Below are 19,964 nucleotides of genomic sequence, written 5' to 3'. Positions count from 1 at the left end.
TCGTTATTTCATAGGTTTATGCCTTCAAAGCGAACCTATTCGATCTGAATAACATTTGAGGAGTTGCCTCCAAGGAATGCGACTCTTCCGCCTGTTTTGCGAACCCATTTATAGTCACTTCTAAAGAGATAATCGTCTCGTTCATCGAGTCCGACTGATTGGCTAATTCCTCCGCCGCTGCCGCCGCCTCTTCAGAAGTTGCGGCATTCATTTGCGTCGCCTGGTCGATTTGCAGCATCGCTTTGTTCACCTGGCTTAATCCTTCCGACTGGCTGTCGAAAACTGCAGCGATCTCGGAGTTAAGTACCGCCACCTTTTTAGCGGACTCTACAATATTCTTAAGGGCAAAAACACTGTGATCCACCTGCTTGGATTTTTCAGAAATTTTGTCGTTACTTCCTTTGATCAAAGTGGAAATGTCACTGGCAGCCGAGGCACTTTTTTGTGCAAGCTCTCGTACGGCTTCTGCAACCACCGCGAAGCCCTTGCCTTGCTCGCCGGCGCGAGCTGCTTCGACAGCGGCATTTAATGCAAGAATATTAATTTGAAAAGCAATGTCATCGATCACATGGGTAATCTCTGTGATTTTAATCGAGTCCTCTGAAATTTCACGAATGGAAAGGCTCAGCTCGCGGATTTCATTTTCACCAGACAGAGCCGCCTGACAAGTGTCATCGGCCAACGTTGCTGCCTCGTGGGTATTTTTTAAAGTCGAGCCAAGCACTTCATTCACTTTTTCAAGAGTGCCGACAGCCTCCTCTAATGAGTTGGCTTGCTCGCTAGCCGCTTGGGCTAACTCTTCTGACGAAGATGCTATTTGATGAGACGCCAACGCCACATTTCGAGAATTGTCCGACAGATTTGAAATCACCAGACTGATAGATTTTTTTAAACGAGTTAAAACCAGAACGGAGATTAAAATACTTAAGAGGCCAATCAATGAACTTACCAACACGATCAATGAGTGCGACATATTGTAATCAGCACGGACTGTTTCTGCGGCTTTACTCATTTTTACGCGGTTAAACTGCGCAAGCTTGTCCGAATAGTCCAAAATTTCATCTCGGATTTTGTGACCCTTGCCCTGAAACAGCTCCACAGCTTTAGCATCGTTACTGCCAGCTGCGTGTTCGCGGACTTCCCGGGAAAGTTGCAACCAATCTTTATATGTCTCTTCAAAGGATTTCAAAATCTGCGCATCTTCAGTCAGGTGAAATTCTTTGTAACCGGAAATTTCTTGCGCCAAGTCCTCTTCCGTCTTTTTAATTTCAGAGGAGATTTTCGACATTTCTGCGGGAGTGTTCGCCAAGATATAGGTCTGTTGCAAATAAAGCTGCTTGAACAATGAAGCACGAAGCTCGTTTGCAATTTCAACTTTGACAGCAGTTTCGCTGACGATGTCGTCGACCTCGCGATCGAATGATTCAAGTTTGGAAATTCCGATATAAGCGATGATCGCACTTCCGGCAATCAACACGCCCACGACTGACCAAACTTTCGCATACAGACTGAAACTCTTCACAACGTACTCCTGGGAATTTAACAATTGTCAATTCATCGGAGGATAGTGGAAGTTTCTGTAAACAATTTAGCTTTATGTAAAATTATTTTGGTTTAGGCATCCTAACAAAGTCGATTCAACTCAACCAGAAAACTCGGCCTTCGGTTTGTCGAGGAGCTTTGGGAGGATTGTGATCCGGATATCCAATTACGACTCCACAAAGAAGTTCCAGTTCGCCTCGTTGGTATTCCGGAAGTTTATCCACACCTAAAAACTTATCCACTTCTTCTTTTATTTCTAGTGGTGCTCCCATCGTGCAACAACCTAGTCCTTCCACCAGGCAGGCAAGATTCAAATTTTCCACAGCCATATAAACAGAACCGATACTCGTGTGATAACGCTCTTCTGAATCATTGTGAGAATAGGCGAACACCAAAACCGGAGCGTCCCCTAAGGTAAAAAAGAATCGTTCGGTGAACGCATATAAAGACGGCTTCAAACGTTGCTGAAGAACGTCTTTGATTCCCAGCCACGATTTTTGAGAATACTGAATGTATTCATCACGTTTTTTTCCGGTAACGACAAAAAAACGCCAGTTCTGACGGTTTTTTCCTGACGGAGCTTCCATCGCAGCCGCCAGGACACGGTCTAAAACTTCTTTTGGTACCGCATCTGGTTTGAATTTACGAATGGATTTTCTGGAGGACAAAAGCTGGTAAAAATCTTCTTTGATCATGCAAGCTCCACGAACTTTTTGTGCAGACGTTGAATTGTTTCTGCACCCTGTTCTTCATTCACCAAAAAGCAGAAGTTATGCTTGCTTGCGCCCAGACAAATCATACGCACGTTGATGTCGGAAATAGTATCAAAAATATCTTTACCCAAACCTGAGGTGTGATTGATATTATTACCAATCAACGATACCAGACTTAGATTTTCTTCGACTTGAACGTCTGCAATCTCAGAAAGATCCGCGATCAATTTTTTATTCAACAAAGTCGAGTCATCCAATGTCACGCTCACTGAAATTTCAGATGTCGTGATGGCATCGATACTGACTTTGTGATCATTAAAGATTTTAAAAATCTGGAACAAGAAACCATGGGCATGAAGCATTTCAGGCGTGGATAATGTCACCAGAATCTGTTTTTTACGAAGGGCCATCGCACGAATCAGTGGGTGTTGTTCCACTTCCTTGCGAACCCAAGTTCCCTTGGCTTCAGCATCAAAGCTGGAGCCCACGAATACTGGAATGTTTTTACGAATCGCGGGAAGCAAAGTCGCAGGATGCAAAACCTTTGCTCCAAATGTTGCAAGCTCAGAAGCTTCTTTAAAAGAAATTTCGGCAATAGGTTTCGCCTTTGGACACAAACGTGGATCCGTTGTCGCAATACCCGCCACATCTGTCCAAATTTCCAGAACGTCGGCCGCGATTCCTTCGGCCAAAATGGCGGCAGAGTAATCACTGCCCCCACGACCTAACGTCGTTGTCATGCCTTCTTCGGTGCTGCCAATATATCCTTGAGTAACCACCACCGTCTTCATGTCGCGAATTTTTGGCAAATGACGCTGGCAATGACTTGCCACCACAGTGGTTAGTGGTTTCGCCTTGCCGAAAGAATCATCCGTTTTCAAAACATCGCGTGCATCCAAAAGCTGAGCTGATTTTGCCGAGCCATGATTCTTTAACACCGTCGCCATAGCGTCAGTGAATAGAACCGAAGACATACGCTCCCCCAGGCTCATCAATGCATCCATGGCTTTCACAGAGCAATCTCTTAGCAAATGGACACCTTTGGCTAGGGATTGCATTTCTTCGAACAGGGTTTCAAGCTTTTTACAGGATTCACTGTTGGAATTCAGATCAGATGCGATTTTTCTGTGGCGATCTTTCATTTTCGTTAAAAGCGCTTCGCACTCGGGCCAGTGACCTTTTTCTGCCTGAGTTCCCAGATTGATCAGATCGTTGGTGGTTCCCGACGTGGCAGAAACCACAACCATGCTGGAATTTTGTCGAAAAGCGACTTCGGCGCTTCGGAGCATGCACTCGGCATCTCCCATGGAGGTTCCACCGAATTTTGAAACGATAAGCTTTGCCATCAAACCCTCCGCATTAAGAATCTCCAAGATCTTAAGTCTTTTCTTGTTTTTACTTCAATGACTTTATGGCAAACTTTTTTCTATGACTTCCAAAACAGATTCTACTTTCAGCAAAAAAGAAATCATCCTGATGGTCAGCTTGGCCATTGTCGCAATGATTGTGACCACTATTGCCGTGATTCCAAACCTGCGTACTTCAGTGAAGGATCTTTTCTCCCCGGAAAGTCGCGTGGTCATTGCAAAAGTGAGTGGTTCGTTGACTCCCCAGGGCCCCAAAGTCACTGTTTTGAAAATTCAAAGCAAAAGCTTTCTAGAGCTCGAAGTCTATAACCTGGAAGCAGCTGATGGCATGACTCTTATGGCAAAACTCCCATTGGCAGAGTCACGAGATGGATATTTTTCTTTAAAAGGAAATTCAACGAATCTGGCTTTGACGGATGTTGATGGTGACGGAACTTCAGAAATCGTGGCACCGACATTTGATGATCAGATGGTGCCAAGACTAAATATCTTTAAATACAATTCAACGACTCACGGTTTTGATAAAGTGAGCTCACCTGAAGAAAGCGTAACGAAGTAAATTACTTTGTCGACTTCTTAAGGTCTCTCCAAGATTTCCCCTCACGGGCTTTTGCATTCACCTGGAAGCGCTTAACCGCGGCTTCATGAGCTTGGTAATTTTCTGAAAACACGTGAGTGCCATCATTTTGGCTTACAAAAAACAGATATTCTGTTTTCGCAGGATTCATCGCAGCTAACAAAGCTTCACGGCCCGGATTTGCTATAGGACCCGGAGGCAGACCAGAAATCACGTAGGTATTATAACGAGTCGGCGTCGACAGGTCCGCGCGAGTGATATTAATCACGATTTTTCCCAAAGTTTCAGCTTTGCCGTAAATGATCGTCGGATCCGTCTGTAACTTCATATTCTTTTGAATACGATTATGAAAGACCGAGGAAATACGAGGACGTTCTTCCGGAGCGCCCGTTTCCTTTTCCACAATACTTGCAAGCGTCACGATCTGATGACGACTCCAGCCCTGCAATTGCGATTGCGGTTGGATTTCGTTATATACGTACAAAAATCTTTTCACCATCGCCTGCAGAAGTCCTTTGGTATCCGTGAACTTCGTTAGCATGTATGTTTCGGGAAACAAATAGCCCTCAAGGCTTTCCTGCTTTTCACCCAAAACTGACTGTATAAAAGCGGGATCGCGCACCAGGCGCATAAATTCAGCTGCTGTTCCGAAGCCTTCTTTTTCATAAAGTTCTGAGATTTCATAAATACTAAGGCCTTCGCTGACCGTAAAGGCACGCGCAATGCTTTTTCCGGATGTAATCACGTCCAGCACTTCATTCGGAGTCATGTTGGTTCTTAATAAGTATTCGCCCACTTTCACTTTTGAACGTTCGTTTTTAAAACGCGCATACATAGAAAAGAAAAAGGCATTACGAACCAAGCCCTTGTTTTCAAGATCTTTGGCGATGGTGTTAAATGCCTTACCCGGCACAACTTCATAAACCACATCTTGGGCCACGCTACTTGGAGCCGTGCTGGCGTATTGGTAGCCTAAAAAGCCTACGCACACGCCAACCGCAACCACTAAAGCAACAAATGCACTAACAAGAACAACAACTGTTTTTTTCATTACTTCATATCCAAATTCATACCAGGAAGAATTTTAGTTGGATCAAATGGAGTTGGGTCCTCAAGACTTGCCACAGGCACTGTGCAATATTGAATCGCATAGTGCGCGGAAGCTCTGTCGTTACCAGATTTACCCATACCACCAAATGGCAAACGAGAGCTTGCACCGTTCGTCGTGCGATTCCAATTCAGCAAGCCCACGCGTGCTTTAAACAAAGCATCTTCGTAAAGCTCTTTGTTTTTAGAGAACAACGCCATGACCAGGCCATAGCCAGTGGAGTTCACGATCTCCATCGCATGATCCCAGTCGCCTGTCGTGTAAATCGCCACGTTTGGTCCGAAGATTTCTGATTTTTGATATACAGAGTTTGGATCAAACTTTTTCACCAGGTGAATCGACGGAGTCACATAGTAACCTTTGTTTTTCAGATCCAAAGATTTACCACGCATCAAGCTTTCACAGTTTTCGCGATTTGCGATTTCCTGGAAGCGGATGTATTTCTCCACAGACGCTGACGTAATCAATGGGCCCATGAATGTATTTTCAGTCCAGTGGCCAATCGAAAGTTTTTTAGCTGCTTGATAGAATCTTTCAGTAAACTCATCAGCGATTTTTGGATGAACAATGATTCGACTTGTACAAGAACAACGTTGGCCCGCAGTCATATACGCGCCGACAAGCGATTCATAAACCGCTTTATCCATGTCCGCATCTTCCCAAACCACTGTCGCATTCTTACCACCCATTTCAAGAGCAAGAATTTTCCAATAGTGATTTAAAGTCTCTTGTTTGATTTTCAAACCGACTTCGTAAGAACCAGTGAACAAGACACCATCCACGTGTTCATTTGCCACCAAGCGACCACCACCAGCTCCATCACCCTGAACCATATTAAATACGCCAGGAGGGAACTGAGCTTTTTCAAACATCTCTGCCATGAATTGACCCACAGCCGGAGTTTGCTCGGAAGGTTTAAATACGACCGTGTTACCCACGATCAATGCAGGAATGATATGACCATTTGGCAAATGTGCTGGGAAGTTGAAAGGACCCACAACAGCCATCACACCACGAGAGCGATGACGAATAACCCCCTCAACTTGCGGCAAGGCGTTTGGAATTCTTTCATCGGCAACCAACTTTGTTGATTGATTCAAGGTGATATCAATCTTTGCACCTAAAGCTTTCGCTTCGGTCATCGCTTCCCACGCTGGCTTACCCGTATCGCGAGAAATAATCTGCGCAAACTGTTCTGCATGAGAATCAAACATCTCTTTTAGGCGCAGCAAATAAGTTTTTCTTTCATCCATCGAAAGTGTCGCCCATTTTGGATAGGCTTTTTTAGCTGCGACACAAGCTTCGTCCATATGGTCATGCTTAAATGGCACCGTCATGATCAAGTCATTCAAGTCGGCCGGACTTAAGTTTTTAACTTCACCGTCACCTTTAGTAACCGGAACGAATCGACCGTTGATAAAATCACCTTTGTAACTGATAGGAAAAATGGTGGTGCTCATCTGTTAACTTCCTCTGTTGTAGTGAAAAGGAGCTGCAAAAACTTCTTCGCCAACTTCCACGCCTAAAATCTGCTGCGCTTTTGCGGGAAGAATCACTTCACCGTCACGAATATCAACAGAACACATCGTGGCTCTGAATTCGTCTCCGGTGGTGGCAACTAAATACTGTTCTTTAAAGGTACAATCTTTTCCATTCGCAACGATCAAGCGTTTGCCCTGTCTAATGGGCAGTATATCCGCTGTTTGTGCGCCATAGTGAGGTCCACCATCAAATGGATCAACCTCATCCAGGTAATTAAACCCGATGCTTTCCAAAAGATGCTGCGCTGGCTTCGTTGCCTCACCCACGCGACCCAATACCAAACGGGCTTTCGAATCCAAAAGAGCCATATAAATATCGTCTTGCGGAAAAAGACTTTCGATAAACTCTTTATGCGACTGACTTAAAGCATCCGCTTCCTGGTAAGGCAGACCCGTGAAACGACGACCCAAGGCCTCCCAAAACTCACTTCGACCTTCATCAGTCAGTGGCGGCGTCAGTTCACACAAAACGCGCTCTTCGAACTTGTCAGGATGAATCGCCATATACAAGAAACGGGAAAGACTGATTTGCTTACCCAATTTTTCCGGACGACGGCGATAGGATCTGTCGACAAGAAGTCCTCCGATTTCAGTTGGACCGTCAAAATCCAGCTGGAAGCGCAATACTTGATGGATGAACCCGATTCCCAAATCCTGGGAAAAGTGATCGCGTTTGATAATCTTGAAATAACTGTGAGGCACTTCGTCGTTACCATGTTTGGCAAGGATCAAGGAGCTTCCCACAATTTGTTTCTCTTCAATGTCTTCAACTACAAATAGATATTCGGCTTTAGTTTTAACCAGTTTGTCTGCGAAAGACTGCTCACTGCGATCAATCTTTTCACTTAAAACTTTTTTATCACCTGGCAGATTCAGCAAATTGAATTGTTTTGCTAAATCAACCAACTGGTTCAAATCGTCGTGCCGAACAGGTCTTATCAGAAAACTCATAAGCAAAACCTTTCGATGACTTTCTTGTAAAATTCAGTGGCCTTATACAAATCCTCAATGGCCACATGTTCCTGAGGAGTGTGAACGTTACCTTCTCGCTTGCCGGGACCGAAACAAGCACATTCGACACCAATGCGCGAAAAAATACTCGCTTCATTTGTCGACGGTTGTGTCGTCGGCTCGGCCTTTAAACCCAGCGCACGCAATTCATCCAGACAACCTTTAACCAGAATAGAATTTACTTCCGTGCGGAATGGTTTTTTATAATCATTCACGCTGAAGACCGCGCCGTTTTGCTCACAAAGACCGCGCAGTTGCTCCATCCATTTCTCATAAATCTCATGAGTGATGATAGGTGGCAGTCTGCAGCTTCCCGAGATCTGCACGTCATTTTCATTGGTGCGAACCAAACCGATGTTCAAAGTCGGCGTACTTGGGAAGAAATCTTTGTCTTCGTATTTTAAAAACTCTTTTTCCAATTCCTTTAAACCGCGATAAATATTCGCTAGCTTGGTCGCAATCGGAGTTTTTACAGTCGAGATCATATCGATCTCTAAAAATGCATTACCTGGAACTGTATTAAAATTAATGCCGCCATCAATTTCCATGATGTTCACCGTGTCTGGAAGCATTGTTAAATACTCCAGCATTTTCGTGACCGCACTTTCGCCCAAATGAGGCATCGAAGAGTGTGCGGCTTTGCCTCTGAAAAGTTTCGACTGCGTTGATGTACTTTCCCGAAGATTGTGTTCATCACGATAGCGAATTTCCTCTTCTGAAAAAGGAACCCTGATTTCCACAGTCGCAAAACCTTTGGCAGCGTTAACTAATTGCAAATCACTGGGTTCACCAATCAAAGCCATGTTTGCAGCGACTTTGTTTTTACGAATTAATTTGAGTGCACCCTGCATTCCCGTCTCTTCACCAAACGTTCCCACCAGAACCGGTGGCAAGCGCCAGTTGCGAGATCCTGTGAAGGAAGCCATTGCTTCCAGCTTGCACAGGAAATCAAGTTTCACGTCGGCTGTACCCAAACCGTAAATCTTACCGTCGATAATGTGAGCATCATAGGGATTGCTCCCCGTTTCAGTCCACAATGCAAAAGGCCCTGGGTCTGCAGTATCCAAATGCGTTTGCAGCAGGAACTCTGCGCCCGGGCGCTCTGATAACGATGCCGGGCGAGCGATGATATTGATCTGCTCTAAGTCCCCGACAACTTCAACTTGCTCTTCAACGACCAATCCACGCTGACGGCAAAATGCAGCCGCCCAACGCGCCAACTCTTTGTTGCCATGAGCGGGCGTGCTGTCGATAGCTATGAACTGACGGCAAGACTCAACGAAATCCAATTACACCCCTTCAAGAAGTGTTTTTTCAATCACCTTCAATGCGATATCAATGTCTTGATCTTGAATAATTGCCGGGATCAAGAAACGCGCACGTACTGGATCTTTACCACATGGGAATGCAATAACGCCGTTGGCATAAAGTTTATTCAAGAAAGCATTTACGTTGTCTTTCTTACCGTCATGCGGAGTGAAAGCAACCATCAAGCCCATACCACCTGCATCAGTCGCAATGCCTTTGCAAGTCGTGTCGTTCATTTTGTTGATACCGTCGATAAAGCGTTTGTGAATTTGTTGAATGCGACCCTGTGGGCCCAGGAAGCCTTCAGAAAGCATATTCAACATTTCAACACCCGCAGCCAAGCAAGGAGAAGCGCCAGAGAATGTACCAGCGATCAAGCCTGGTTTTGGATTGTACTCTTCAGTATAAAGAGTCGCACCAATTTGTGCCGTTTTCGCGATTGTGCAGATGTCGATGTATTGACCCAAGCCCAAAGTTTCAAATGCAAAGTATTCGCCTGTGCGAGTGAACGTTTGAACTTCGTCCGCCCATACTGCGATATTTTTAGACTTACAGTATTCCAAAAGTGGCACGAAGAATTCACGAGGAGCCGCTTGGTAACCGCCCTCTCCCAACATCGGCTCAAAACCGAATGCACAAATGTTGCCTTCGTGTTTTGCCACGTGTTCTTTCATTGCTGCCAAAGCTTTCTCGCCAGATTTTGGATCGCGCTTATCATAGAACGGAACGCGCAATACTTCGTGGTATTCTGGCAAACCCTGTTTATAAGCCGGATTGTCAGTCACTTCCGCCATCATCGTTGAACGACCCGCGAATGCATCTTTGAATGACATGATGAAACGCGCTGGAGAATTTTTTTGACGAGAAATTTTAACCGCATTTTCATTCGCCATAGTTCCGCACGTCGCAATCCACGCATACTTCAAACGTGAATTTTTAGAAGCGATTTGAACCAGCTTCTCTGTAAACAAGCGATATTCATTGTTCGGCTGCAAGTTCCCTTGATTCAAAATGTCTGCAAGAGAACCACGCACCGCTGCTGTCATCACGCGAGGGTGTGCGTGACCCATCAAGTGGATACCGATGCCGTTGATCAAATCCAGTTTTACGCTTCCGTCTTCAAGTTCCACATAAGGACCACGTCCTGCACCTGAACCCATGTATTGGTAATGCAATGGACGACCACGCAACAATCCAGTTTGTTCAATTTTTTGCTTTCCAGCTTCTTTATTTGCATCTTGTGGGGCACGAATGCCTTCAAGGGATGAATTTAATTTTGTAACTTCACCGACAAGATCTTTGATTAAAGAATTTACTTTTTCGGATTGCTGAATCTGATGGCCTACAAGAGAGCTCATAATACCTTTCGCGGAGATATAAAATCCTTCATCCCCATGTTATTTGAAATGCCCGTCCAGTTTACTCTTCGCTCTGGACTAAGACAAGACACCCAGCTAAACTTCGAGACTATGACAACGCGACTCATTGTGTTCTTTTTTACTCTTGTTTTGCCCACTTTAGCTTGGACTCAAGACGCCGATTTTGCTGCGCTCTTTAAGCAAGGAACTCAGCATTACACAGCGAAAGAGTATGAGCAGTCCCGTGACGCATTCGCCAAAGCCCTGGAAAAGGATCCTCATAACGCAACTACACTCACAAACTTGGCTTTAGCCCAGTTTCAATTGGGTAAAAAACCCTTGGCGATTGGCCTATTTCGAAAAGCTCTCAATAGTGACCCCGAGTTAACATCAGCCCGAGCTGGACTAAAGTTTGCGTTAACACAAATGGAAATCAAAGAAATCCCTCATCAAATCGAAACTTATGAAAGTGTCCGCGCAAAACTTTTAGCACCTGTTTCCATTATTGCTTATCTTATCACGACGGCACTTTTCTTATTTGCGGCGGGATGGATTTTAATTGGATTTATGGGGCAGCGCCGCCGCGCTTTAGCAGAAGAAAAAGCTCTGCCAGGATTTCCAGTGATTGGAACTTTTTTAGCGTTGGGTTTCGTGGTTTCACTCACACTTTTGGGTTTAAAAATGTACGACCAATCCATCATTCGCGCGACAGTTGTGGATGACAAAGTGTCCCTGCAATCTGCACCGGGCGACAATCAGGTTGCTCTTTTGGATTTGTATGGTGGCATGGAAGTTATTGTTCAAAATGAAAACAATGACTGGGTTCAAGTCACATATCCCGGCTCAATCACGGGTTGGGTTAAAAAATCTGCTGTTCTTCGTACCAATTGACTCTGATAGCAGTGCGCCATAAGTCGCTTCATTGACAGTGGGTTCTGGACCAAAATATGATAACGGCATGCTAAAAACGCTCCGAGTCATGACACTTATTTGCGCATCAGGATTTTTACTTTCTGCATGCTCCACAATGGAAAAAAACTCTGACACTCCAGACGGTGCCTTCGCTATTGCTGAGGAATTCGATAAGGGAGAACGTTACGAGGAAGCGATCCGTCGTTATACCGAAGTTAAAAACAAATTCCCTTACAGCAACTTTGCGACGAAAGCAGAACTTGCGATCGCAGATGTTTACTATAAGCAGGAATCTTTTGCTGAAGCTCAAGTGGCGTATCAGATGTTTAAAGAACTTCATCCGACAGTTCCAAACTCTGACTATGTTCAGTTCCGTTTGGGAATGAGTTACTATAATCAGCTGCCGTCTTCTATCGACCGCGATTTAACTTTGGCGAACGATACGATTATCAATCTTAGCGATTTGATTAAGAAATATCCGAACTCTGAATACGTGGCAGAGGCCAAGGAAAAGCGTTCTGCAACAATCAAAATGCTGGCTGAAAAAGAAGATTATATCGGTAACTTCTATTTCATCCGCGAGATCTATGACAGCGCTTTGAAACGCTATGAAGGTCTTTACTCAAATTATAAAAACTTGGGTTTTGATGCTCGCGCACTTTCACGCATTGTCATTTCTGCGAAAAAGATCGGCGACGATCCAAAAGCAAATAAATATATGGCGATTCTTTCCAGCGATTTCCCTGGCAGCTCTGAATTAAAACAGGCTGAAAAGGAGATGAAGTGATCTCTTCTCTTCAAGACGATATGATCTCTGAAGCCCGTGGATATTTTATCAACGGGAACTACAAAATGGCTGAACCCATTTTGAGTCAAATGCTTCTGCAAAACACTCGCAATCCAGAGGTTTATCAGATGCTGGCGACGATTGCTTATGACAAAGGCCAGTTCAGCAAAGCGATCAAAACTTTTAAGCGCGCTTTGGAAATTGATCCGACTTACACTGATGCCAGCGTGGGTTTGTCGATCATTCTGAACGACCTTGGTAAATATGACGAAGGAAAACAGGTTTTCCTGGATGCCCAGGCTCAGCTGGATAAAAAGTCCGGCAAACAAGATCCATTCGTTGATGAAAAGCTTGCTTCCAAACACGAGGAATTGGCTGACTTGTACTATCAATACAAGCGCTACAACGAAGCTTTAGAACAACTTTTAAAGGCGCAAAAGCTGTCCAGCCGCAAGGCAGAGATCACTTTGCGTATCGCTGAAGTTAACGTGCAGTTAAATCAGTCGGAAAGAGCCATCAAAGATTTGAAAGGCCTTATCCGCGAGTACCCGCACCTAATTCCAGCTCGCCTAAAGCTTGGGGCAATCTACTACAATTCAAACAACATTGCTGAAGCCACTGAACAGTGGGAGAATATTCTCATTCGGGACCCACAACACCCCGAAGCTCTTCGTTATCTGAAGATGGCGCAAGCAGCAGGCATTACATCAATTGATTTGTAAAATCAGAGGCGCAGAACATGGCACAACTTAAAGAACAAATGGTTCCCTTCATCACTAAAGAAGAAATCGCAGAGCTAGTTTCTGAACTGGCTTCACAAATCGAAAGCGATTACGAAGGGAAAGAAATTATCTTTATCTGCCCTTTACGCGGTTCCATGCATTTAACGGCAGACTTGATGAGAAAAGTAGATCTTCCTCAGCAGGTTGATTTCGTTTACGTGCAAGCAGTTGAGCGCGGTGGCGCGATCAAAATCGTTAAAGATATTTCCGTGAACATCGCTGGCAAACACGTATTGATCGTAGAAGAAATCATTGATACAGGCCGCACATTAAGCTTCCTAAGAAGCCGTTTGTTCGCATCTGCTCCAGCATCTTTGAAAATCGTGACGTTGCTTGATAAACCAGCTCGTCGCGAACTGCCCATCAAAGCTGACTATATCGGTAAAACGATCGATGATCGCTATGTGATTGGTTACGGAATGGATTCAGAGGAAATCGGCAGAAACTATCCTGATATCTATAATATGAAAAACTAGTCGGATTTAAGATACGACGACGTTAACTACAAAGAATATAACGACACAAAATACGTACAATAGAACCATCTGTTTTTGCATAGGGGACTCCTGAATGCCAATTTAGGGGTCTTTAGGACCTTGGTCAATAGTGTCCCCATTCAAATTTTTTGGATATGTGATAACTGGACCTAAGGTTGCTTGTTAAAAAGCCGACAAAGAGCTTCGGAGGACGAAATGTCTAAGCTCTCTTTGAAAGGCCGATTTTTATTCATTACCGCACTACTTACCCTTATTTGTGTGCTGACGAATGCCTTTTCACTCTTTGAGTTGAAATCCCAGAACACAGTGACCTCTGAAGTTGCTGAAACCTGGCTCCCGATCGTGGGTAAAACGGCGGACATTAATATCAACGTGGTCACATACCGCAAGCTTGAGTTCAATCTACTCGCCACCCAAAGCACAGATGAAAGAAAATTAGTCATCGAAGAGATGGATTCTTTAATGGGTAACATCACGATTTATTCGAAAGTACTAGAACCACTTTTAACTACAGATTCTCTTCGTAAATCCTATGAGGAGTTCATCGCTTCCTGGGATAACTATCAAACCGAAAGTGACAAGTTCAAGGCGGCCTTAGATAAAGAAGACACGGCTTCAGCAGAAAAGATTCTTCAAGACAGCTCTGCTAAACATTATGAAGCTGCTTACAAATCGCTAAAAGCCCTAACAGACGCCAGTTATATGATGGGTGTTGAAAAGGCTGAATCCGCCGCAAAACTTTTCAAAATCACGTTTTATGCAATTGCCGGCGTTACAAGTTTCTTTGTCTTGTTGGGTTTACTGACCAGTGTTTTGAATATTCGTAGCGTGCAAAATTCTTTGAGAAATGTCGCTGATGGATTGGATTCCAGCTCCCAAATCGTGGAAAGCCGCACACAGGGTCTGGTGAAATCAAGCGAATCTATTTCAAGTAACACGACCAGTACAGCGGCGGCGCTCGAAGAAATCGTGGCTACCATGGAAGACTTAACACAAACAGTTCGCAAGAATTCCGATAGCTCCACAGAGGCTGCCAAAATCTCTAAAGATGGTGAGGAAGCCGTTTTATATGGCCAAGAAAAGATCCATTCCTTGATCAGTGTCATGTCAGAAATTTCGACAAACTCGAAAAAGATCACCGAGATCTTGGTGATGATTGATGATATCGCTTTTCAGACAAATCTTCTGGCATTGAATGCTGCTGTTGAGGCGGCTCGCGCTGGCGAACAAGGAAAAGGATTCGCAGTTGTTGCGGATGCAGTTCGTGCGCTTGCACAAAAAAGTGCTGAAGCTGCAAAAGAGATTTCAGGACTGATCAATGAGGCCAACACGAAAAGCCAGACAGGCGTGGGTTTGGCAGCTGACAGCGAAAAATCCTTAAAAGCGATTGTTGAAAATACGAATCGCGTGTTCCAATTGATTCAAGAGGTCGCACAGGGCTCTCAGGAGCAATCACACGGCATTGAACAAGTGAAACAAGCCCTGACGTCGATTGACGAAAGCCTTCAGGGCGTTGCGGCTTCTATGGGTAATGTCACTAGTGCCTCTGAAGATATGCAGAATCAGGCTGGAGAACTTGGAACCATGATGTCGCAACTTCATGTGCTTGTGGGCGAAAAACAGAAATCAAATAACGAAAATGAATTTAACAATAACGAGGACCAAGAATCCTCTGCAGCATAAACAGGAGACTGTAATGATTAAAACCACAGTGATGATGTCCGTTGCAACTTTAATGATGGCCCAGGCCGCTTTTGCCGGTGATTGCAATATTTCCGTTGATCGCAAAGCTTGTCCAGGTAAAGAAGTTGAAGCGCTGAAGCCTTACAATGGTAAAAACCCGACTGACGAGACAAAAAAACTAGACTCGGCTGAGGCTTGTGAAAAATGGGCCGAGAAAACTTCCAAAATCGTGCGCAAGGGGACTCTGACTGAAAAGAAAGTGTCTGCGAAATTCGATGGCAAAGATTTAGGCAAGTCGTTTTCCGACAAAGCTGAGTGTAAATAATCTAGACACACAGTTTTTTAAAAAGGGAGGTCCAGTACCTCCCTTTTCTCATTCTGAGACAGGACCAATTTCCCACAAAGTGTAGTGAAAACTCTCAAGACAATCCCCAAATGAGCCGATAACGGAAGTACAAGGGGGAACATCAATGAAAAAGTTTAAGAACTTTTCTAAGAATCTTTTGAAGAATAAACGCGGTCAAGGTGCAACTGAGTACATTTTGCTACTCGTAGTTGTTGTTGGACTTGTGATGATCTTCAAAAAAGATATCCAAACTACAGTAAAAGAAAAAATTGCTGAGCTTCAAGGAAATATCGGCGGCGTAACTGCTGAGTAATTTCACTTTAGCAAAGACGGAGATCGCATGACGATTGAGTATGTCCTGCTAATGATTGCAATTCTGGGGATCGGGTTGAAAGCATTTCTTTCAGCCCCCTCTGAGGCATTTCGTGGATCAGGTCCGCGATTGGCTGCCCGTGTGGAAAGGCAATTGGATACAGGACAAGGCTTCAAAGAAAATGGGGCCCGTCTTGAGTGGAGCGCAGTGAAATGAAGAACTCATCGCTGGGAAATCAGAAAGGCCAGTTCGTAATCGAAGCAGTTTTGCTGATGATTGTGATGGTTGGAATTTTTGTAGCCAGCATGAACGCTCTTCGTGATTCAAAATTTTTATCGAAACTGGTTTCGGGTCCATGGGAACGAGTTGCAGGGATGATGGAAAGTGGTGTTTGGGCTCCGGCTAAGGAAGCTCGTCAACAACACCCTAACCAAAGAGACCGCAGCATCACCAACCGACCTCCGAACTGAGGAACAATGAGAGCACAAAAGAGCCCTCACATGATTATTAATAATTCCCACGGTATTATCACTGTGGATTTTATTTTTTCATTGGTCCTTTGCGCGGGTCTTTGCAGTGTTATGTTTGCATTGACGTTTACTTTGTCGATGGCTGAAATCGCTCAGTACATCACCTTCTCGACTTCTCGTGCCTATGTTGCTGGTCACATCGATCCGGACAAGCAAAGTGAAATGGGCAAAAATAAATTTGATAATCTAATGGCCAATAAAACTTTAAGCCCACTTTTCTCCAAAACAGGAGCGGGATGGTTTAAACTTTCCGATCTTGAACTTCGTGGTGGTGGCGCCAGTGGCCAGGACTTTTCCAAAGACTATCCGTATTCAGACGGTCGTATTCCTCAGACCGGCGCTCGCCTGCTTTTCAGTGCGCGCGTAATGGCTTTGCGTATTCCCTTCCTGGGATCTACCACAGAAGATGGCGAAGCACCTAAGGCAAATCTCACTGCCTTTTTAATTCGCGAACCCACTCAACAGGAATGCTGGGATTTACAAATTAAAAAACGTTACGACGCGATCATTGGCCTCGACTCGCGTTTTGCGATTTTGGCTGACCGCTATAAGAATAAGTATGTACCGATGGAGGATAATGGATGTTGAAATCCAAACGCAACCTCCTGAGCAATGAAAAAGGATCCGCGATGATCGAAGTCATCCCGGTGATTTTCGTTATTGTGACGTTCATTACTTTTTCATTGGGATTCTTTGGTGCTATTCACTCCGGTATTTTGAATTCCATTGCTTCTCGTAACTATGCGTTTGAAACTTTCAGACACCGCTCGAATCTGGTTTATTTCCGTAACAACACGGACAAGGAAAATGCGCAGCTTAGCTATAACAAATTAGGTATTCGCATTCACGGTGTCACTTCGGAAAAATCACCGAAAGGCTCGGATATCTGGTATGCAACCACTCGCCCGATCAACATCAATATGTTGTCATCTCAGAAGGAAGTGGAAGCTGCTGGATCAGATAGTGAACATAATCAAAAAGTACCTACTGTTAATGACGAACGAAACGACAAAGTTGGCGTGAACCCCATTTGGCTCAAGTCTCAATATGGGATTTGTCTGAATGCAGCTTGTGGAGCGTAGGAGAATATATGGGATCTAACGACACTAGAAATTTATGGCTTTCGATTGCGGCGGGTATATTCGCTACCTTCCTGCTTTATAGCTATTCCCAGGAAAAAAAGGCCGAATACGACAAGCGCTTCGGTTCCACTAAACGTGTTGTTGTCGCAAAAGAAGATATCGCTGAAATGCAGACAATTTATGATACAATGGTAGAGACAAAGGATATGCCGGCCGATTTCATTCAACCGGATGCTGTCACAATTCCAGACGAAATCATCGGCAACGTAGCGGCGGTACCAATTCGTAAAGGACAAATGGTTGTGAAGAATAATCTTCTGACACCAGGTCCGGATACAGGTATCTCGTTGCAAGTAGCACCAAGTAAGCGCGCCGTTTCTATCCCGGTGGATGAGATTCGTGGTGTCGCTAAACTTATCCGTCCTGGCGATCGCGTAGATATCTATGCCGCCGTGGATTCTGGTAAAGGTGTGGCGCAACGTCGCGAAGTGTTTACATTGATGAGTGACGTCCCAGTTCTGGCAACAGGTTTAAGTGTTGTGAACAACATTCCGCGTATGTTCGAACTGGATTCTTCGGGTAAGAACTTGAATCAGATCGCACTGACTGGTGATACGAAATATACGACAATCACAGTAGAAGCGACACCGAAGGAAGCACAGGATCTATTTTATATTTTATCTACAGCGCCAGGAAATTTGTTCTTTGCGCTTAGGAACCCAAGTGATCGTACAATCCCAGTCAGAGCACCAAGCTCGACATCGGATTCGGTCCTGGGCAAACCGGTGGTAACTCTGGATTCGGCTCCCGCAGCTCCTCCAGTGATGATTCCACAACAGCGACCGCAGATGATACAGCCAATGCAGCAACGAGCACCACAACCGACGCAGCAACGTCGAAACGGGTTTAAGACTTTGTAGTATTGAGATTGAGTTATTGGGTTTTGGGTTAGTGAGTTAAGGGGGAACCAATGAAACATATGCTGCTTACAATGGGGCTTGTAGTCAGTCTTTGTGTACCGGTTGCGCATGCAGAGGACGATCTTTCTGCATCACCGTCAACATCGGGCGAGGACAGCAGTGGAGCTTTCCGTTCACGCAAGTTCATCAACTTGACGTTGGGAATTGAGTTGGACGAAAAACTTCCTCCGATTCCAGACAATGTGGAATTCAAAGGTGACTTCCGTCGTATCGTAACTGCGAGTTATGCGAAAGACCTTAACGTCATTCGTTTCACTCCCCGCACTGAAGGTTTTGCGACTTTAACTATCCACGATAAACGCAACGGCAAAATCGTGGCGGAATACCGTATTGACGTTAAAAAATCCAAACTTGATAAAATCGTTCGCGAGATGCGCTCTTTATTGGGTGACATCGAAGGTATCAATATCAAAATCGTGAATGATAAAGTCGTAGTTGACGGTCAGATTCTTCTCCCTAAAGATATGGCGCGTATTTTCAACGTCGTTTCCCAGTTCGGTAACCAGGCTTCTTCGATCGTGAGCTTAAGCCCCCTTGCTCAAAAGAAGATTGCTGAGTTTATCGCCCGCGACATCAACAACCCTGAAATCGAAGTTCGCGCAGTGAACGAGAAAATCATTCTTCAAGGCTGGGCAAACAGTGCTGACGAATCAGCTCGTGCCGAGATCATCGCAAAAACTTATCTTCCAGACCGCATTGTGGAAGCCGCTGTGGAAAAAGGTCTGATCAAGACTCGTAATCCAGCCAATGAAGGTGTAATCAATCTGATTCAAATTAAAGAATCCGCACCAAAGCCACCTCCAAAGATGATTCAGTTGGTTGTGCACTACGTAGAATTGCAAAAAGACTACTCTAAGAACTTTAAGTTCCAGTTCACGCCAGAGCTTGGTGATAACTCGCAAATGACTTTCCAAACTGGTGGTGAGGCTGCTGGTGGCGTAGTCAGCTCGATCACAGGTACAGTTTCAAACTTGTTGCCGAAACTGAACTGGGCGAAACAACATGGTCAAGCTCGTGTTCTTGAAAGCACAAGCATGATCGTGGAAGACGGTAAAAAAGGTGAAATTAAGCAAGTAACGAATCAGCCTTACGCAGTTATCGGGCAAAATGGCACTCAAGGTACGGCCTTTGCCGAAGTGGGTATCGTAACAACGATCACTCCGGTTCTGATGGGCGAAAAGTCGGGTAGCGTTCGTATGGATATGGCCTTTAAGGTATCCAGCATGATCGGTAGTACTCCTGCCGGGGCACCAATCACGAGCTCGAATGAAATGTCCAGCTCCGTGGTGGTTCGCGACCGTCAAAGTGCTGCGGTGGGTGGTTTGATCCGCAACTCTTCCTCGACTGGTTACAACCGTCCATCTGGACAAAAGAACCCTATCATCAGCTTGTATGCATCCAAAGAATTCGCGAAACAACAAAGTCAGTTTGTGGTTTTCGTAACTCCAGTTGTTAAGACCTCAGCAAGTGCGGGCTCTGAACAAATTAAGAAAAAATTCCGTCTGCGCGACTAATGTCGCGTATACG

The 19,964-nt window shown here is 44.8% G+C and carries 21 protein-coding genes; 12 read left to right on the top strand and 9 right to left on the bottom strand.

The genetic code is table 11. The annotated features are described in order from the left end of the window. Nucleotides 1-16: 16 nt before the first annotated feature. From HW988_RS00735 to lysC, 3 genes are all read right to left on the bottom strand, one after another. Nucleotides 17-1,522: a methyl-accepting chemotaxis protein gene (locus tag HW988_RS00735; protein ID WP_181605796.1), complete on the bottom strand. Its 1,506-nt coding sequence runs from the start codon at nt 1,520-1,522 to the stop codon at nt 17-19. 115 nt (nt 1,523-1,637) lie between these two features. Beyond that, nucleotides 1,638-2,237 carry a nitroreductase family protein gene (locus tag HW988_RS00730; RefSeq protein WP_181605795.1) on the bottom strand — a complete coding sequence of 200 codons (600 nt, stop codon included), beginning with the start codon at nt 2,235-2,237 and terminating at the stop codon, nt 1,638-1,640. Continuing rightward, on the bottom strand, nt 2,234-3,601 hold the full coding sequence (gene lysC / locus HW988_RS00725) for a lysine-sensitive aspartokinase 3 (protein WP_181605794.1): 1,368 nt from the start codon (nt 3,599-3,601) through the stop codon (nt 2,234-2,236). The genes HW988_RS00730 and lysC overlap by 4 nt, the downstream gene beginning before the upstream one ends. An 82-nt stretch (nt 3,602-3,683) precedes the next feature. On the opposite strand from lysC, the gene HW988_RS00720 reads away from it, so the two are divergent. Beyond that, nucleotides 3,684-4,181: a hypothetical protein gene (locus HW988_RS00720; RefSeq protein ID WP_181605793.1), complete on the top strand. Its 498-nt coding sequence runs from the start codon at nt 3,684-3,686 to the stop codon at nt 4,179-4,181. A gap of 1 nt (nt 4,182) precedes the next feature. On the opposite strand, the gene mltG is transcribed toward HW988_RS00720, so the two are convergent. The 5 genes from mltG to HW988_RS00695 are packed head-to-tail and all read right to left on the bottom strand — an operon-like array spanning nt 4,183 to nt 10,525. After that, the gene (gene mltG, locus HW988_RS00715) at nt 4,183-5,250 is read right to left on the bottom strand and encodes an endolytic transglycosylase MltG (RefSeq protein WP_181605792.1); all 1,068 of its coding nucleotides are present in this window, start codon (nt 5,248-5,250) and stop codon (nt 4,183-4,185) included. Further along, nucleotides 5,250-6,767, bottom strand: a complete 1,518-nt coding sequence (locus HW988_RS00710) for a succinylglutamate-semialdehyde dehydrogenase (protein WP_181605791.1) — start codon at nt 6,765-6,767, stop codon at nt 5,250-5,252. Before HW988_RS00710 ends, mltG begins: the two co-directional genes overlap by 1 nt. A 3-nt stretch (nt 6,768-6,770) precedes the next feature. Continuing rightward, nucleotides 6,771-7,799, bottom strand: a complete 1,029-nt coding sequence (locus HW988_RS00705) for an arginine N-succinyltransferase (protein WP_181605790.1) — start codon at nt 7,797-7,799, stop codon at nt 6,771-6,773. Then, entirely contained in the window at nt 7,796-9,148 is a 1,353-nt protein-coding gene (locus HW988_RS00700; RefSeq protein ID WP_181605789.1) for a M20 family metallopeptidase, read from the bottom strand. Before HW988_RS00700 ends, HW988_RS00705 begins: the two co-directional genes overlap by 4 nt. Continuing rightward, nucleotides 9,149-10,525: an aminotransferase class III-fold pyridoxal phosphate-dependent enzyme gene (locus tag HW988_RS00695; RefSeq protein ID WP_142698550.1), complete on the bottom strand. Its 1,377-nt coding sequence runs from the start codon at nt 10,523-10,525 to the stop codon at nt 9,149-9,151. A 111-nt stretch (nt 10,526-10,636) separates the two neighbouring features. On the opposite strand from HW988_RS00695, the gene HW988_RS00690 reads away from it, so the two are divergent. The 8 genes from HW988_RS00690 (at nt 10,637) to HW988_RS00655 (ending at nt 16,315) form a co-directional block, all read left to right on the top strand. Then, nucleotides 10,637-11,416 carry an SH3-like domain-containing protein gene (locus HW988_RS00690; RefSeq protein WP_181605788.1) on the top strand — a complete coding sequence of 260 codons (780 nt, stop codon included), beginning with the start codon at nt 10,637-10,639 and terminating at the stop codon, nt 11,414-11,416. Nucleotides 11,417-11,483: 67 nt separating this feature from the next. Then, a complete protein-coding gene (locus tag HW988_RS00685) occupies nt 11,484-12,224 on the top strand; it encodes an outer membrane protein assembly factor BamD (RefSeq protein ID WP_142698548.1) in 741 nt (246 codons plus the stop codon). Next, entirely contained in the window at nt 12,221-12,946 is a 726-nt protein-coding gene (locus HW988_RS00680) for a lipopolysaccharide assembly protein LapB (protein ID WP_255490137.1), read from the top strand. The genes HW988_RS00685 and HW988_RS00680 overlap by 4 nt, the downstream gene beginning before the upstream one ends. Nucleotides 12,947-12,963: 17 nt before the next feature. Next, nucleotides 12,964-13,482 (top strand): hypoxanthine phosphoribosyltransferase, encoded by a 519-nt coding sequence (hpt, locus tag HW988_RS00675; RefSeq protein ID WP_181605787.1) that lies wholly within the window; start codon nt 12,964-12,966, stop codon nt 13,480-13,482. A gap of 216 nt (nt 13,483-13,698) precedes the next feature. Continuing rightward, entirely contained in the window at nt 13,699-15,186 is a 1,488-nt protein-coding gene (locus tag HW988_RS00670; protein ID WP_181605786.1) for a methyl-accepting chemotaxis protein, read from the top strand. Nucleotides 15,187-15,199: 13 nt separating this feature from the next. Beyond that, the gene (locus tag HW988_RS00665; protein WP_255490136.1) at nt 15,200-15,511 is read left to right on the top strand and encodes a hypothetical protein; all 312 of its coding nucleotides are present in this window, start codon (nt 15,200-15,202) and stop codon (nt 15,509-15,511) included. Between the two features lie 145 nt (nt 15,512-15,656). Then, the gene (locus HW988_RS00660; RefSeq protein WP_142698545.1) at nt 15,657-15,845 is read left to right on the top strand and encodes a Flp1 family type IVb pilin; all 189 of its coding nucleotides are present in this window, start codon (nt 15,657-15,659) and stop codon (nt 15,843-15,845) included. A gap of 212 nt (nt 15,846-16,057) precedes the next feature. Further along, nucleotides 16,058-16,315 (top strand): hypothetical protein, encoded by a 258-nt coding sequence (locus HW988_RS00655; protein ID WP_142698543.1) that lies wholly within the window; start codon nt 16,058-16,060, stop codon nt 16,313-16,315. 372 nt (nt 16,316-16,687) lie between these two features. Here HW988_RS00655 and HW988_RS19220 read toward each other — a convergent pair whose 3' ends face one another. Then, on the bottom strand, nt 16,688-16,783 hold the full coding sequence (locus HW988_RS19220; protein WP_370468165.1) for a hypothetical protein: 96 nt from the start codon (nt 16,781-16,783) through the stop codon (nt 16,688-16,690). A 173-nt stretch (nt 16,784-16,956) separates the two neighbouring features. On the opposite strand from HW988_RS19220, the gene HW988_RS00645 reads away from it, so the two are divergent. From HW988_RS00645 to HW988_RS00635, 3 genes are read left to right on the top strand one after another with little or no spacing between them, the layout of a single operon-like run. Further along, nucleotides 16,957-17,457, top strand: a complete 501-nt coding sequence (locus HW988_RS00645) for a hypothetical protein (protein ID WP_181605785.1) — start codon at nt 16,957-16,959, stop codon at nt 17,455-17,457. Nucleotides 17,458-17,465: 8 nt separating this feature from the next. Further along, a complete protein-coding gene (cpaB, locus tag HW988_RS00640) occupies nt 17,466-18,377 on the top strand; it encodes a Flp pilus assembly protein CpaB (protein ID WP_142698540.1) in 912 nt (303 codons plus the stop codon). Between the two features lie 50 nt (nt 18,378-18,427). Further along, nucleotides 18,428-19,951, top strand: coding sequence for a type II secretion system protein GspD (locus HW988_RS00635; RefSeq protein WP_181605784.1), 1,524 nt, complete (start codon nt 18,428-18,430; stop codon nt 19,949-19,951). Nucleotides 19,952-19,964 lie beyond the last annotated feature (13 nt).

The organism is Bdellovibrio sp. KM01, from assembly GCF_013752535.1.
Classification (GTDB): domain Bacteria; phylum Bdellovibrionota; class Bdellovibrionia; order Bdellovibrionales; family Bdellovibrionaceae; genus Bdellovibrio.
Note: the sequence above shows the minus strand (reverse complement) of the source record. Positions and strands in the feature narration are given on the sequence as shown.